The organism is Sphingomonas sp. (assembly GCF_042091075.1).
In the GTDB taxonomy this organism is placed as follows: Bacteria; Pseudomonadota; Alphaproteobacteria; order Sphingomonadales; family Sphingomonadaceae; genus Sphingomonas.
The window spans coordinates 1-14,261 of the sequence record NZ_JBELIE010000084.1 but is presented as its reverse complement, the minus strand read 5'-3'; the positions used below and the strand labels follow the sequence as shown (position 1 = coordinate 14,261).

Genomic DNA, 14,261 nt, shown 5'->3' with positions numbered 1-14,261 from the left:
GCTGACATCGAAGCGGGTGGGGTCGAGTTCCGCCGCGAACGCTTCCAGCCGCCGCCGCCGCTCGGTCCATGGCAGCGCGCGCAGGTCCGCGTCGCCGTCGAACAGGATATCATACAGCCGCACGAACGCGGGCGCCTCTTCCAGCATCTTCGCCGATACCAGCTTGCGGCCCAGTCGTTGCTGCAACGCATTGAAGCTGCCCGCCTCACCGCCCTGATAGGCACCCCGCACCATCAGCTCGCCATCGACCACCCCGGACGTCGCAAAGGCGGCGGCGACATCGGGAAAGGCGCGCGTCACATCGTCGCCGGTGCGGCTGTAAAGGCGGGTCGCCCCCGCGACATGCACCAACTGCACGCGGATCCCGTCCCATTTCCATTCGGCGGCATAATCGGCGAGATCGACCCGCAGATCGTCCAGCGGATGCGCCAGCATGAACGGGCGGAACACCGGCACGTCGGCCGGGGTCGGCTGCGCCCCGTGGCCCTCCGCCCAGGCGAACAATTCGGCATAGGGCGGCGCCAGTCCGTGCCATATCTCCTCGACCGTATCGACATCGAGCCCGAAGGCATCCGCCAGCGCCTGTTTGGCGAGCCGTGCCGACACGCCGACGCGCAGGCCGCCAGTGGCCATCTTCAAGAGCGCGAACCGTTCGTCGGCGTCGAGGCGATCGAGCATGTCCGCCAGCACCGCCGGCGCGTCCGAGCGGGACAGGTGGCGCAGCCGCTCCACCACGTCCGCCACCCCCATTTCCACAGCATCGGCGGGCGGCGTATCGGGCGCCGGCCAAAGCAGCGCCACCGTCTCGGCGGTATCGCCGACATAGTCGCGGCTCATTCGAAACAGCACCGGGTCGACACGCTGCTCGATCAGCGCGCGAATTACCGCCGGCTTGACGCCAGGCAGGTCGAGATCGCCGGTCAGCGCCGCCATCGCCCAGCCGCGATCGGGGTCGGGCGTGACGCGCAGATAATCGCCGATCAGCTTGAGCTTGCTGTTACGCGACCGCGTATAGATCAGCGCGTCGAGTAGCGCGGCGAACTCATTCACGCCGCGACCCTTCCGACGCGGCGGCAACCGGCAGGATCGACGCCCGTCCCGGCGTCGCCCGTTTCCATGCCGGTCGCCGCCATCGCGCGGTCAACCCTTGCGGCTTGCCTCGAACAGGAACCAGGCGCGCTCCTCCGCCTCGTCGGTCCAATCGTCGACGATGCCGCTCGTCGCATTGTCCTTCGCTTCCTCGGAGGCGTCCTTCACCTCGCGGAAGCGCTCCACGAGCTTCAGATTGTCGTCGCGCAACTCGGACAGCATCTCGGCCGCGGAGACGAAATCGCGGTCATTGTCGGCGATCGACTGGCGGCGGGAAATATCACCGATCGAGCGCAGCGTAGTGTTGCCGGTCTTGCGCACCCGCTCGGCGATCGCGTCGGTCACCCCCAGGATCTGGGTCGCCTGATCGTCGAGCATCAGATGATAGTCGCGGAAATGCGGGCCGGACACATGCCAGTGGAAATTCTTGGTTTTCAGGTACAGCGCATAGCAATCGGCCAGCGCGGCGTTCAGTGCCTCGGCAACGCTGCGCGTGTCGTTTCGCGCCAGGTCGGTGGGGGTCTGCAGGGCGGGATTGGTGTCTGCCACGGTCGGCTCCGTCGTTGCTGGAATGATATCGCTCGTGTAACGATGGTGCCCGCGAAAGGCTCCTGCGGGAATATCGTTCAGCGTGAGCTGATACTCAGATCAGCGAAACGGCCGACAAGCCGAGGATGATCCCCGCGACCGTCAGGATCGCCGCGACGCTCAGCCGGATCGCTCGCCAGGGCAGCGCGCACCACGCCGCCTCGCCCAATAACGCCGCCGGGGCGATCGCCGCCAGCGCGCCGATCGTCGCACCGACCGCCGATGCCCAGGGCAGCGGAGATCGGATCGCCAGCGCGGCGACGATGAACTGCATCCGGTCCCCGAAGGCCATGATGAACAGCCCGGCCAGCGCGGTGACGGTGCGGCCGACGCGCCAGCCCGCCAGATCGTCGGGCCGTTTCACCCGCCAGCCGGTGCCGACGCCGGCCAGCACCAGCGCGAGCGCAAGCAGCAATTGCTTCGCCGCTGGCGTCAGCAACGTCGTCAGCGCCATGCCGGCGGCGACCCCGATGGCATAATTGATCGCCAGCGCCAGCATGGCCGCGACGATCAGCAGCAGCGGCATCCGCCCCGGCCGCCGCCAGCGATCGGCCAGGATTGCCGCCAGCCATGGTGTCCGCTCGGTACCCTGGGTCAGCGCGCCGAGCACCAGCGCCGCCATGAACGCATCCACGCGATCAGGTCGCGAGGTGGATCGCGCAAGCGGCGGCGAAGGCGCGCCCGGCCATCTCGTCCTGTCGCTCGCTGGCGACCGCCTCGCTCAGCAGATGCAGTCCCTCGCGGATGAAGACGCCCCGCTCCCCGCGCGCCAGCGCCGCTTCCAGTACCTTCGCGACCGCGACCGCGGGCAACAGGCCATGCCGGCTGGCGGTAGCGCGGATCCGGTCCAGCTCGCCGGCGATGCGATTCGGCGCGGCGGGCCAGGCGATCGCCGCCACTTGTGCCGCCAGTTCGTGTCTGATGCCGCCGCTATCCGCGCCCATCGCCCCGCACTCCCTTCGCCTCGGTCCTCTCGTTGCCGCCATCATGCGCGGCGGGGGGTTACATCCAGCTTAATTCCGGGTGGGCTTCATCGGGGCAAGCCTTGACTCGCGCGGGCACATGCGCCATGCGCCCGGGTCTGTTGCGGCGGGGGTGCCTTCGCCGCTATTTTCGTTTCATACGCTGTAGGAATGGGTCATGGCCAAGCCGACCACTGTCAAGATCAAGCTCGTCAGCTCGGCTGACACCGGCTTCTTCTACGTCACCAAGAAGAATCCGCGCACCAAGACCGAGAAGCTGAGCTTCAAGAAGTACGACCCGGTCGTGCGCAAGCACGTCGAGTTCAAGGAAGCGAAGATCAAGTAAGCGTGTCGGCGGGCGGCGCAGGCCGTCCGCGCGCTGGTCGCTGCCGACGTTGCAGGAGCCGCAGGGGACGCCCGGCGGCTCTTTTCGTGCATCCGAAACCGGCGGTGGGCGGGGCTTTCCGCCGGTTCACCCGGCGGTGATCGTGACGCCTTCCGCCGGCGTCTCGGTTTGCTCGTCACGCTCGGCGGCTTGCCGCGCCCACATTTCGGCATAGCGGCCCGCCCGTGCGAGCAGCTCGCCGTGCGTCCCGCGCTCGACGACGCGGCCCGCCTCCAGTACCGCGATCTGGTCGGCATGGACGATCGTCGACAGGCGATGCGCGATGACGATCGTGGTGCGGCCACGCTCGATCGCCTCCAGCGTCTCCATGATCTCCGCCTCGGTACGGCTGTCCAGCGCGCTGGTGGCTTCGTCGAGAATCAGGATCGGCGGGTTTTTGAGCAGCGTGCGCGCGATCGCGACGCGCTGCTTTTCGCCGCCCGACAGCTTCAGTCCGCGTTCGCCGACGCGCGTGGCATAACCTTCGGGTTGTCGCTGGATAAAGCCGGCGATCGCCGCGCCGCGCGCCGCGTCGGCGATTTCGGCATCGCCCGCGCCCTCGCGGCCGTATGCGATATTATAGCCGATCGTGTCGTTGAACAGCACGGTATCCTGGGGGACGATGCCGATCGCGGCGCGCAGCGAATCCTGCGTGACCCGCGCGATATCCTGTCCGTCGATCGTGATCCGGCCATCGGTGACGTCGTAGAAACGGTACAGCAGCCGGGCGAGCGTCGATTTGCCCGCGCCCGACGGACCCACCACCGCCAGTGTCGTCCCCGGCGGGATGTCGAGATCGATGCCCTTGAGGATCGGCTGGCCGTCATCATAGCCGAAATGAACATGCTCGAACCGCAGGTGCCCGCGCGTCACCGCCAACGGCCGAGCGCCGGGCACGTCGACCACTTCGGACGGCGTGTCGATCAGGTCGAACATCGCGCCCATGTCGATCACGCCCTGCCGCACGGTGCGATAGACCATACCGAGCAGGTCGAGCGGGCGGAACAATTGCGACAGCAATGTCGACACCAGTACGACATTGCCCGCAGTGAACTGTCCGCGGCTCCACCCCCAGGCCACCCACGCCATGCCAGCGGCGAGCATCAGATTGGTGATCAGCGCCTGCCCGATATTGAGCCAGGCGAGGCTGTTCTCGCTGGTCACCGCCGCCTGCGCATAGGCGCGCATCGCCCGGTCGTAACGCTGCGCCTCACGTTCCTCGGCGCCGAAATATTTCACCGTCTCGAAATTCAGCAGCGAATCGACCGCATGCGCGACCGCGCCGGTATCAAGGTCGTTCATCCGCTCCCGCAGGCTCGACCGCCAGTCCGTGACGAGGCGCGTGAACCAGATATAGATCGCGACCATCAACACCGTCGCGGCAACCAGCGGCCAGCCGAATTTCACCCAGAAGATGCCGAGCACCAGTGCCAGCTCCAGCACCGTCGGGGCGATATTGAACAGCAGGAAATACAGCATCGTATCGATGCTCTTCGTCCCGCGCTCGACCACCTTGGTGACCGCGCCGGTGCGGCGTTCGAGGTGAAAGCGCAGCGACAGCCGGTGCAGATGGCGGAATACGCGCGCCGCAAGCCGCCGGGTCGCCTCTTGCCCCACCCGTTCGAAGACGGTGTTGCGCAGATTGTCGAACAGCGTCGTGCCGAAACGCGCGGCGGCATAGCCGACCACCAGCAGCACGATCAATGATACCGGGGTCGCCGGCACCGCCATGCCGTCCACCGCACCCTGCAACGCGAACGGCGCGCCATAGACCTGCACCAGCTTCGACAGGATCACGAGCGTCATCGCTCCGACGACCCGCGCCCGCATGCCCGGCGCATCGCCCGGCCACAGATCGGGCAGGAAGCGGCGCAGCGTTGGCAGCAGGGGGCGATCGGTGCCGGAGGGAGTTAGATGTTGGGGGGGCATGGTCGACAGCGGATGTCGTGCACCGGAGGCTCGACGTCAACCTTACTACCCAAAGCGGGAATATGCCACGGGAACGCAGCGTGCCGCAAGACGTTGATGATGAAATAGTGACAAGGATTTCAGGAGGTTACTGTGGGTCCGGTCTATTTCATGTTGGCGATCATGGGCTGCGGCGACGGCACCACCGGGTGCCAGCAGGCGCGCGTCGAGCCGGCCCGTTACGCAACGATCCAGCAGTGCCGGGCGGCGATGCCCGCAGCGCTTGCCCGCAATACCGACGTCGACGCGCCGGTGATCAGCGCCTCCTGTGAGCGCGTCGGTTGGCAGATGACCGACGCCACGCCGATGAAGAAGCGCGGCTAGGCCGCCAACGGCGAAGGTCGCCGCCGAACGAATCAATCCTTCACCGCCGTCACGAAATAATCGAGCGAGGTCGACGCGCCCAACACGAAGCCGCTGGACGACAGCGTCAGCCCGGTGACATCAATGACCCTCATCCCGGCGCCGGCGATCAGCGCGGTCAGTTCGTCGGGCGTCAGGAACTGACCCCATCGGTGCGTTCCCGCCGGGATCAACCCGATCCGCTCGGCGCCCTCGACAAGCGCGATACGCGACAGCCAGGTGCGGTTGGGGGTACTCATCACCAGCATTCCGCCCGGCGTGACGGCGGCCGCCAACCCCTGAACGAAGGCGCTTGGGCTGGCGACATGCTCCACCACCTCCATTGAGGTGACGAGGTCGAACGTTTCCCCCGCCACCGCCTCGACCCCACCTGCGCGATAGTCGATCGTCAGCGCGCTTTCGGCCGCATGCGCGCGGGCGACCGCGATGCTCTCCGCCGCGGCGTCAATCGCGGTCACGCGCGCGCCGAGCCGGGCGAGCGGTTCCGCCAGCAATCCGGCGCCGCATCCGACGTCGAGCGCGTCGCGACCGCGCAGCGGCGTGAAAGCGCGGTCGTCGAGATCCCAGTGCAGGTCGATCGCGGCGCGGATATAGCGCAGCCGCACGGGATTCAGCCGGTGGAGCATCGCCGACGATCCGCGCGGGTCCCACCAGTCCTGCGCCAGATTGCCGAAATGCGCCGCCTCCCGCGCGACGATCGAGGCATGTGGTGCAGCCGCCGTCGCGCTCGTTTCGGGCAGGATGGTATCGGTTGTTACGCTTGCGTCGGTCATGGCGGCTTTCTATCAGGACGCCCCTTCTATCCCAAGGCGTTTGGACCAGGCTGTGGCGCGCATCGTCATGAAATTCGGCGGCACCTCGATGGCGGGGATCGAGCGGATTCGCTCGGTCGCGGCGCGAGTGAAACGCGAGGTCGAGGCGGGCAACCAGGTCGCGGTGGTGGTGTCCGCAATGGCCGGCGAAACCGACCGGCTGGTGAATTTCTGCCGCGAGGCGTCACCGCTGTACGATCCGCGTGAATATGACGCGGTGGTTTCCAGCGGGGAACAGGTGACCAGTGGCCTGCTGGCAATCGCCCTGCAGGCGATCGGCGTGCCGGCGCGCTCCTGGCTCGGCTGGCAATTGCCGATCCACACCGACGACGCCCATGCCAAGGCGCGGATCGGCGCGATCGATACCGCCGCGCTCGATGCCAGCCTGTCGGCGGGCGAGGTCGCGGTGATCCCCGGCTTTCAGGGCGTGTCGGCGGCGGCGCGGATCACCACGCTGGGGCGCGGGGGATCGGATACGTCGGCGGTCGCGGTGGCGGCGGCGATGCAGGCCGACCGCTGTGACATCTACACCGATGTCGACGGTGTCTATACCACCGATCCGCGTATCGTGCCGCGCGCGCGCAAGCTGGCCAAGGTGACCTATGAAGAGATGCTGGAACTGGCCAGCGTCGGCGCCAAGGTGCTTCAGACCCGCTCGGTGGGTCTGGCGATGAAGAAACAGGTGCGCGTGCAGGTGCTGTCGTCGTTCACAGGCGAGGACGCCCCGATGGCGGATACGCTGCCCGGCACGATGATCGTGGGCGAAGAGGAGATTACGGACGTGGAACGCCAGCTCATCACCGGCATCGCACACGACAAGAACGAGGCGAAGATCACGCTGACCGCGGTGCCTGACAAGCCGGGCGCGGTGTCGAGCGTGTTCGAGCCGCTGGCGGCGGCGAATATCAACGTCGACATGATCATTCAGAACATCGCGCACAAAAGCGCGGGCGGCGGCAATGGCGGCAGCGCCAGCGCGACCGACGTCACCTTCACCGTCCCCGCCGCCGATCTGGCGCGCTCGATCGAGGCGCTGAACCAGGCGCGCGAGGCGATCGGCTTCGGCGAGCTGGTGCATGATACCCGGGTGGCGAAGATCAGCGTCGTCGGGGTCGGCATGCGCAGCCATGCGGGCGTCGCGAGCACGATGTTCTCGACGCTGGGCGCGCGTGGGATCAATATCCAGGCGATTTCCACCAGCGAGATCAAGGTATCGGTGCTGATCCACGAGGACGAAACCGAACTGGCGGTGCGTGTGCTGCACACCGCTTACGGGCTGGACGCGGAAGATGCGGGGTAACGAGGGGCGGCGGCCCCGGCGCTACGCCGCCGGGGCGTCGCTCGCGACCTGCGCGTCGGGGATGCGCGTCGCTTCCGCCTGAAATCCCAATGTGGCCCGGCCACGCGCGGTGCCGGCGATATCCGCGACCAGATACAGCGGACGGCGTTTCGCCTCGATATACAGCCGCCCCAGATACTCGCCGATCATCCCCAGCACGAACATCTGCGCCGCCGATAGCGTGACGACCACCAGCATCGTCGAAGTCCAGCCCTGCACCCGACCGCCGCTGAAATAGCCGTAAGCGACGTAGAACAGCAGCAATAGCGAACATCCTGCCAACAGCACCGACAAATGGCTCGCCCAGCGCAACGGCGCGGTGGAGAAGCCGGTCACCGCATCGAGCGCGAGGCGCACCATCTTGCCGAACGGATAATGGGTTTCGCCCGCGTGCCGCTCCGCCCGGTCATAAGGGAAGGGCACCTGGCGGAACCCTACCCATGCCACCATGCCACGGATGAAGCGTGCCTGTTCGGGCAGCGACAGCAAGGCATCCAGCGCGCGCCGCGTCATCAACCGGAAATCGCCGGTATCGAGCGGGATCGGCGTGTCGGTGACGCGATCGAGCACGCGGTAGAAGGCGGCAGCGGTGGCCTTCTTGAAAAAAGTCTCGCCCGCGCGCTGCCGCCGGACGGCATAAACGACATCGGCCTGCTCGCGCGCCATCATCGCGCGCATGTCCGCCAGCAGTTCCGGCGGATCCTGCAGATCGGCATCGATGATCAGGATCTGTTGCCCCGAACAGAGATCCAGCCCCGCCGTCAGAGCGAGCTGATGGCCGTGATTGCGCGACAGGTTGATCGCCACGACGCGCGCATCCTGCGCCGCCAGCGACTGCATCACCGGCCAGCTTCGATCGCGCGAGCCGTCGTTGATCAGGACGATCTCATGATCGTCGCCAACGGCGGCGCGCGCGGCGGCGGCGACGCGGGCATGGAGAAGCGGCAACGTCGCTTCTTCGTTGTAACAGGGGATGACGACCGAGAGGGCAGGACGGTGCATGGTGGCGCCGCGCTTTAGCGACATGTCAGCCCGACGTCACGACCTTTACCAGCATGCCGGGGCGCAGATCGCGATCGTCGCTCATGCCATTGAGCGTGAGGAAGCGTTCGCGCCGGAAGGCTGGATAGGCCATCTGGCCCGAGAGGCTGTCGATCGTGTCGCCGGCCTTCACCGTCACGATGCGGATGCGCTTGCCCTTGATCGCGGCGGCGTCGGAGGGCGACAGCGCGGCGACGCTCTCAAGCAGCGGGGTCAGCGCGCCCGTGCCGCGGCCCGCCGGGGTGACGATCGTGAACCAGTTGGTGGCGGCGGGGAAGCGATAGGCGACGATCGTGGCGTCCACCGGCTGGCCATTCGCGGACGCCCGCACGGTCGTCGTCGCAAAAGGCAGGCCGTTGGCGGTGCCCGTGCGCACCTCGCCGGTGGTCGATGCGCCGAGCGAGCGGAAGCGCGCGGTGACGAAGGCGGGAAGGTCGCTGGTCGCGGCCGCGCTGCGCAATTGCGCCTGCCCGCCGCTGCCGGCGATCGTCACCGCGTCGGCGCCGTTCGCGATCGTATAGCCCGTCGGCGCGGTGAACCGCAGCCGCAGCGCCGGGTGGCGGAAGGTCTGTCCCTCGATCACGCCCTCGCGGGGATCGTCATCGTAGCGCAGCCCGTCGAGCCGCCGCAGAAAGGCGGTATCCTGCGCGGCGGCGACATCGGGCCGTCCGGTATCCGCGGCCAGTTTGGCGGCGCGGCGCACGCGATCGAGGCTGTTGGGATGGGTGGACGCCCAGGTGGGGATCGCATTGGCGTCCTTGCCCGCGACCCGCGCCTGCAGCGTGGTCGCGGCGTTGAGCTGCGCCAGCATGTCGGCGGCGGCATAGGGATTATAGCCGGCCGCGGTGATGTACCGCACGCCCAGCGAGTCGGCGGCATATTCCTGTTCGCGGCCGTATTTCAGCGTGTACAGCCCCGCTGCCTGCTGCGCGCCGGCGCCGACCAGCTGGCCGATCGCGCCATTGCCCGCCACCGCGCCGACGATCCCCGCCAGCACCCCGCCGATCGAGGCGGTGCGTTGCCGCCCGGCGGCGTGGCGGGCGGCGACATGGCCGACCTCATGCCCCATCACCGAAGCAAGTTCCGCTTCGGAATTCATCAACGCCATCAGCTGCCGGGTGACATAGACATAGCCGCCGGGGATCGCGAAGGCGTTTTCCACCGGCGAGTTGAGCAGCGTGACGGTGAAATCGCCCTTCGCGTTCGACAGGCCCGATTGCACCGCGACGCGCTTGCCGACCTGTTCGACATAGGCGGCCTGCGGACCATCGTAACTGCCGCCGAATTCGGCGAGCAGGGCGGGATTGGCCTTCGCGCCCTGCGCCTTGTCGGACGCGGAGATCGACTGCGCGGCGGCTGGCGATGCCAGCATGGCCAGCACGGGTACGGCAAGCATCAGGCGAAACATGGATCCTATTCCTCCCCTTCGTCGGGGCAATGCGGGAGGAGGGGGATCGGTTGCAAGCGGGGCGGGGGCTCGCCGTCTATACCCGCTCCGCCGCATTGACCGCCTCTGCCGCGCGCAGGGCGGCCAGCAGACGCATCAATTGATGCGCGTCGTGCACCTCCACATCGATCGTGTTGGTGTGGAAACGCGCGTCGCGGTTGTCGAGCCGCAGGTTGATGATGTTCGCCTTGTGCCGGCCGATCACCGTCGCCAGCATGCCGAGCGCACCCGGTTCGTTGCGCACCTGCACGGAAATCCGCGCGACCGCGCCCTCGGTCTTGTCGCCCCATTGGACGTCGACCCAATCGGTCTCCTCCTCGCTACGCTCCGCCAGATCGGCGAGCACGCGGCAGTCGATCGCATGGACCTCGATCGAGGCGTCGGGCCGGCGCAAGCCGACGATCCGGTCGCCCGGTACGGGATGACAGCATTCCGCCAGTTCGTAGGCGACGCCGGGCGCGAGGCCCTGGATCGAGATCGCGCTCGATTGCGGCGGCGCATGCGCCAGGTCCGCGCCTGCCGATCCGGGCATCAGCGCCTCCATCACCTCGCCATCGGTCAGCGTGCGTCGCGCGATCGCCTGCAGCAGCGTCGCTTCGTCGGGCAGCTTCAACCGGCGCAGCGCCTCGTCGCGCGCATTGGCGGCCAGCGCGGCAGGCAGGCGCGCGACGATATCGTCGTACAATTGCTGCCCCAGCGCGATCGTCTGGTCGCGTTCCTCGTGCCGCAGGTGACGACGGATCGCCGCAAGCGCCTTGGCGGTGATCGCGACGTTCAGCCACGCCGGTTGGGGCACCTGCGCCTTCGATCGCAGCACCTGCACCTGATCGCCGTTTTCGATCACCGTGGACAGCGGCACGACCCGGCCGTTGATCTTCGCCCCGACCGCCTGGTCACCCAGATCGGTATGCACCGCATAGGCGAAGTCGATCGGCGTCGCCCCCTTGGGGAGCTGGATCAGTTCGCCCTTGGGCGTAAAGGCGAAGATGCGATCCTGGTACATCGCGATGCGGGTATGTTCGAGCAGCTCCTCGGGCGTCGCGGCGGTATCGAGGATCTCGACCAGATCGGCGATCCACCCCTGTTGCGCGTCGGGGCGCAGCCGTGCCGCGGGGGCGCTCGCGCCCGGCTTGTCGGCGATCACCGCCTGTTTGTAGGCCCAGTGCGCGGCCAGCCCGAACTCCGCCTCGGCGTGCATTTCCGGGGTGCGGATCTGGATCTCGATGCGGCGGTTCTCGGCGTGGATCACGCTGGTATGAAGCGAGCGATAGCCGTTGCGCTTCGGCGTGGAGATATAATCCTTGAAGCGCCCCGGCACCATCGGCCAGCGGCGGTGGATGATGCCCAGCGCGCGATAGCATTCCTCCTCGGTCGGCACGATCGCGCGAAACGCCATGATATCCGACAATTGCTCAAAGCTGATGTGGCGTTCCTGCATCTTCCGCCAGATCGAGTAGGGATGTTTTTCACGCCCCGACACCTGCGCCTCGACCCCGGCCCGACCGAGCAGCAGCTTGAGCCCCGAGCCGATCTTGGCGATGCGGTCGCCATCGGAACCTTCCTTGAGCTGTCCGAGCCGGCGGGTGATCGACTCATACGCCTCCGGCTCGAGTTGCGCGAAGGCGAGCGTCTGCATCTCCTTCATGAACTCGTACATGCCGATCCGCTCCGCGAGCGGCGCGTAGATGTCCATCGTCTCCCTGGCGATGCGACGACGCTTTTCCGGCTTGGGGATGAAGTGCAGGGTGCGCATGTTGTGCAGCCGGTCGGCCAGCTTCACCAGCAACACGCGAATGTCCCCCGACATCGCCAACAGGAACTTGCGCAGATTCTCCGCCGCGCGCTCGTTCTCGGTCTGCGCCTCGATCTTGCTCAACTTGGTGACGCCATCGACCAGCCGTGCGACATTGGCCCCGAAGATCCGCTCGATCTCCTCCGACGTGGCGACGGTGTCCTCGACGGTGTCGTGTAGGATCGCGGTGGCGATCGTCTCGTCGTCGAGGTGCAGTTCGGTCAGGATGCCCGCCACCTCGATCGGGTGGCTGAAATAAGGGTCGCCGTTGGCGCGCTTCTGCGTGCCGTGCGCGTTGACCGAAAAGACATAGGCGCGGTTGAGCATCGCCTCATCCGCGTCGGGGTCATAGTCGAGAACCCGGTCAACCAGTTCATACTGTCTGAGCACGGTCACACGATGCGGCGGAATAGGACCGCATTGCAACATTGTGTGACAAAAAAACGGCCCCGGTCGGGGGAGTTCCGACCGAGGCCTTGATCGCGGGCGGACTGGCTGACCACCAGCGACCCGCTATTTTTCGTCAAAGGGGACGAGAAATCAATTCTTTGCCATCGCGGTGGCGGTAATGCCGGCCTTCGCGTTGCAGGTCGCGAGCTGATCCGCGTCATAAGCCTTGCCGCCCGCGCTGAATGCGGTCAGCCCGCCGACGTCGCGCGCGAGGAGCTGGCACAGGATGGTATCACGCTCGGGAGCGCGAGCGGCGACGAGGGCGCCGTCCTTCATCTGCCACACGGTGGAGCGCGTGATCAGCCGCGGCTTGGCCGGCTGCGCGACGGGCGTGGCGACATAATAGCCGATAGGCTCTGCCGACACGCCGGCGGCGGCGAAGATAGCGGCCGAGGCGACGATAGCGGCGATCACAGAACGGATCATGACAGCGACTCCAGAAAGTAAGTTGCAGACCGCTACCTATATGAGGGAGATGCAGGTTGCAAGTCGAAACTCGCATGTGCGAGTAGCGTTTCGAAACCCTTTTTTACATGTCATGCAATATGGAATATCCCCGCCGCCCGGAACGGCGCGCGGGGTTGACCTGTCCTGCGGATCGCGTGAGGTATGGAGCGTGGACAATAAAGTGCGTGAAAATCTGGCCGAGTGCAGTTTGCCGGCGGCTCTGGAATCGATGGGCGAGAAATGGGCCTTTCTGATCCTGCGCGCTGCGTTCAATGGCCTGCATCATTTCGAGGAGTTCCAGCAGGAGCTGGGCATCGCGCGCAACATCCTCGCCAACCGGCTGGCGCGCTTTGTAGAGCACGGGATCATGGAGCGCGGATCGGTGCCGGAGGACCGGCGGAAGATCGTCTATAAGCTGACCGAAAAGGGCTTTGCGCTGCTGCCGACGATGATCGCGCTGCGGCAATGGGGGGAGCGTTGGGAAACGGGCTGCCCGGCGTTCCCGATCCTGGTCGACGTGCGCGACGGTCGCCCGATCCAGGAAGTGGCGGTCTTGAGCCACGATGGCCGCCGGCTCGGCAAAGGTGACCTGCACTGGGCGCTGCCGGGCGACGTGGATGCCGCGGCGGCGGAATAGCGCGGCACGGCGCCCGTTCGGTGCGTCAACCCTGCGGCAGGGACGCGATATGATCGCGGATCGCTTGTGGCACCGGCACAGGGCGCCCGGTCGGCAGGTGCACGTGAACGCTGACGATCGTGATCGCCGCGCACAGTTGCTCCGTCCCCGCCTTCGTCAGTTCGAACCGCTTGGTGATGCTGGAGGTGCCGACGCGCTCGACCCGGACGAACGCCTCCACTTCATCGCCCCAGGTAAAGGGGACGAGATAATCCACTTCGGCACGGCGAACGTGAAATTCGGTTTCATGCCATAACGTGCCCAGCGCGTCGCCGATGCCGGTCCATTCCCAGAAGTCGGTGACCGCGACATCGGCATATTCGAGATAGCGCGAGTTGAAGACGACCTTCTGGCCGTCGATCTCGGCATAGCGAACCTTGAAGCGGGTGGAAAAGGCGAAGCCGGGACGGGACATGCGCCAGCTTTGGCGGCGCGGCGGAGACGGGTCAACCGGCGTCGGTATGGCGTATGAGGCGACGCCGTCGAGAAGGCGGGTCAGCCCGCCGCCTTGCCCGGCGTGTTGACCCCCATGCTTTGCAGGTACCGTTTCACATTGCGCGCCGCCTGACGCAGCCGCTGTTCGTTCTCGACCAGCGCGATGCGGACATAGCCTTCGCCCAGTTCGCCATAGCCAACGCCGGGCGCGACCGCGACCTTCGCATGGGTCAGCAACTGCTTCGAGAATTCGAGGCTGCCGAGATGCTGGAGCGCGGGCGGCAGCGGCGCCCAGGCGAACATCGAGGCGCGCGGGCTGGGAATGTCCCAGCCGGCCCGCGCGAAGCTTTCGACCAACACGTCACGGCGCTTGTGATACAGCTGGCGGTTCTTCTCGACGATATCCTGCGGCCCGTTGAGCGCGGCGCAGGCGGCGGCCTGGATCGGCGTGAAGGCGCCATAGTCGA

16 protein-coding genes are annotated in these 14,261 nt (G+C 66.8%); 4 read left to right on the top strand and 12 right to left on the bottom strand.

Translation table 11 applies throughout. The features are described from left to right. The 4 genes from ACFDSW_RS09935 to ACFDSW_RS09920 all read right to left on the bottom strand — a co-directional run. A partial coding sequence (locus ACFDSW_RS09935; protein WP_375250128.1) for a cisplatin damage response ATP-dependent DNA ligase occupies positions 1-1,050 on the bottom strand: 1,050 nt, incomplete at its 3' end. A gap of 90 nt (positions 1,051-1,140) precedes the next feature. Next, positions 1,141-1,638: a Dps family protein gene (locus ACFDSW_RS09930; protein ID WP_375250127.1), complete on the bottom strand. Its 498-nt coding sequence runs from the start codon at positions 1,636-1,638 to the stop codon at positions 1,141-1,143. Between the two features lie 94 nt (positions 1,639-1,732). After that, positions 1,733-2,311 (bottom strand): TMEM165/GDT1 family protein, encoded by a 579-nt coding sequence (locus ACFDSW_RS09925; RefSeq protein ID WP_375250126.1) that lies wholly within the window; start codon positions 2,309-2,311, stop codon positions 1,733-1,735. Between the two features lie 4 nt (positions 2,312-2,315). Beyond that, positions 2,316-2,621: a hypothetical protein gene (locus ACFDSW_RS09920; protein ID WP_375250125.1), complete on the bottom strand. Its 306-nt coding sequence runs from the start codon at positions 2,619-2,621 to the stop codon at positions 2,316-2,318. Between the two features lie 196 nt (positions 2,622-2,817). Here ACFDSW_RS09920 and rpmG point away from each other — a divergent pair, with 196 nt between their 5' ends. Further along, the gene (rpmG, locus tag ACFDSW_RS09915; RefSeq protein ID WP_066648079.1) at positions 2,818-2,985 is read left to right on the top strand and encodes a 50S ribosomal protein L33; all 168 of its coding nucleotides are present in this window, start codon (positions 2,818-2,820) and stop codon (positions 2,983-2,985) included. 126 nt (positions 2,986-3,111) lie between these two features. Here rpmG and ACFDSW_RS09910 read toward each other — a convergent pair whose 3' ends face one another. Next, complete coding sequence (locus ACFDSW_RS09910; RefSeq protein WP_375250124.1) at positions 3,112-4,953, bottom strand: ABCB family ABC transporter ATP-binding protein/permease; 1,842 nt, start codon at positions 4,951-4,953, stop codon at positions 3,112-3,114. A gap of 150 nt (positions 4,954-5,103) precedes the next feature. Between ACFDSW_RS09910 and ACFDSW_RS09905 the strand changes: the two genes are divergently transcribed. Continuing rightward, on the top strand, positions 5,104-5,316 hold the full coding sequence (locus ACFDSW_RS09905; protein WP_375250123.1) for a hypothetical protein: 213 nt from the start codon (positions 5,104-5,106) through the stop codon (positions 5,314-5,316). A 32-nt stretch (positions 5,317-5,348) separates the two neighbouring features. Here ACFDSW_RS09905 and ubiG read toward each other — a convergent pair whose 3' ends face one another. Further along, positions 5,349-6,128: a bifunctional 2-polyprenyl-6-hydroxyphenol methylase/3-demethylubiquinol 3-O-methyltransferase UbiG gene (ubiG, locus tag ACFDSW_RS09900; RefSeq protein WP_375250122.1), complete on the bottom strand. Its 780-nt coding sequence runs from the start codon at positions 6,126-6,128 to the stop codon at positions 5,349-5,351. Positions 6,129-6,180: 52 nt separating this feature from the next. Between ubiG and ACFDSW_RS09895 the strand changes: the two genes are divergently transcribed. Further along, positions 6,181-7,467, top strand: coding sequence for an aspartate kinase (locus ACFDSW_RS09895; protein ID WP_375250131.1), 1,287 nt, complete (start codon positions 6,181-6,183; stop codon positions 7,465-7,467). 21 nt (positions 7,468-7,488) lie between these two features. Here the strand turns inward: ACFDSW_RS09895 and ACFDSW_RS09890 are convergent, their stop codons facing one another. The 4 genes from ACFDSW_RS09890 to ACFDSW_RS09875 form a co-directional block, all read right to left on the bottom strand. Beyond that, the gene (locus ACFDSW_RS09890) at positions 7,489-8,508 is read right to left on the bottom strand and encodes a glycosyltransferase family 2 protein (RefSeq protein WP_375250121.1); all 1,020 of its coding nucleotides are present in this window, start codon (positions 8,506-8,508) and stop codon (positions 7,489-7,491) included. Between the two features lie 25 nt (positions 8,509-8,533). Further along, entirely contained in the window at positions 8,534-9,955 is a 1,422-nt protein-coding gene (locus tag ACFDSW_RS09885) for a M48 family metalloprotease (RefSeq protein WP_375250120.1), read from the bottom strand. A gap of 76 nt (positions 9,956-10,031) precedes the next feature. Beyond that, complete coding sequence (locus tag ACFDSW_RS09880) at positions 10,032-12,176, bottom strand: RelA/SpoT family protein (protein WP_375250130.1); 2,145 nt, start codon at positions 12,174-12,176, stop codon at positions 10,032-10,034. A gap of 150 nt (positions 12,177-12,326) precedes the next feature. Beyond that, positions 12,327-12,662 (bottom strand): hypothetical protein, encoded by a 336-nt coding sequence (locus ACFDSW_RS09875; RefSeq protein WP_375250119.1) that lies wholly within the window; start codon positions 12,660-12,662, stop codon positions 12,327-12,329. A gap of 190 nt (positions 12,663-12,852) precedes the next feature. On the opposite strand from ACFDSW_RS09875, the gene ACFDSW_RS09870 reads away from it, so the two are divergent. Continuing rightward, entirely contained in the window at positions 12,853-13,320 is a 468-nt protein-coding gene (locus ACFDSW_RS09870) for a winged helix-turn-helix transcriptional regulator (RefSeq protein ID WP_375250129.1), read from the top strand. A gap of 25 nt (positions 13,321-13,345) precedes the next feature. Here the strand turns inward: ACFDSW_RS09870 and ACFDSW_RS09865 are convergent, their stop codons facing one another. Together ACFDSW_RS09865 and ACFDSW_RS09860 are read right to left on the bottom strand one after the other, a co-directional pair. Then, positions 13,346-13,774 (bottom strand): acyl-CoA thioesterase, encoded by a 429-nt coding sequence (locus ACFDSW_RS09865; RefSeq protein WP_375250118.1) that lies wholly within the window; start codon positions 13,772-13,774, stop codon positions 13,346-13,348. Positions 13,775-13,854: 80 nt separating this feature from the next. Beyond that, positions 13,855-14,261: aminotransferase class I/II-fold pyridoxal phosphate-dependent enzyme (locus ACFDSW_RS09860; protein WP_375250117.1), on the bottom strand; the 407-nt coding region annotated here is incomplete at its 5' end.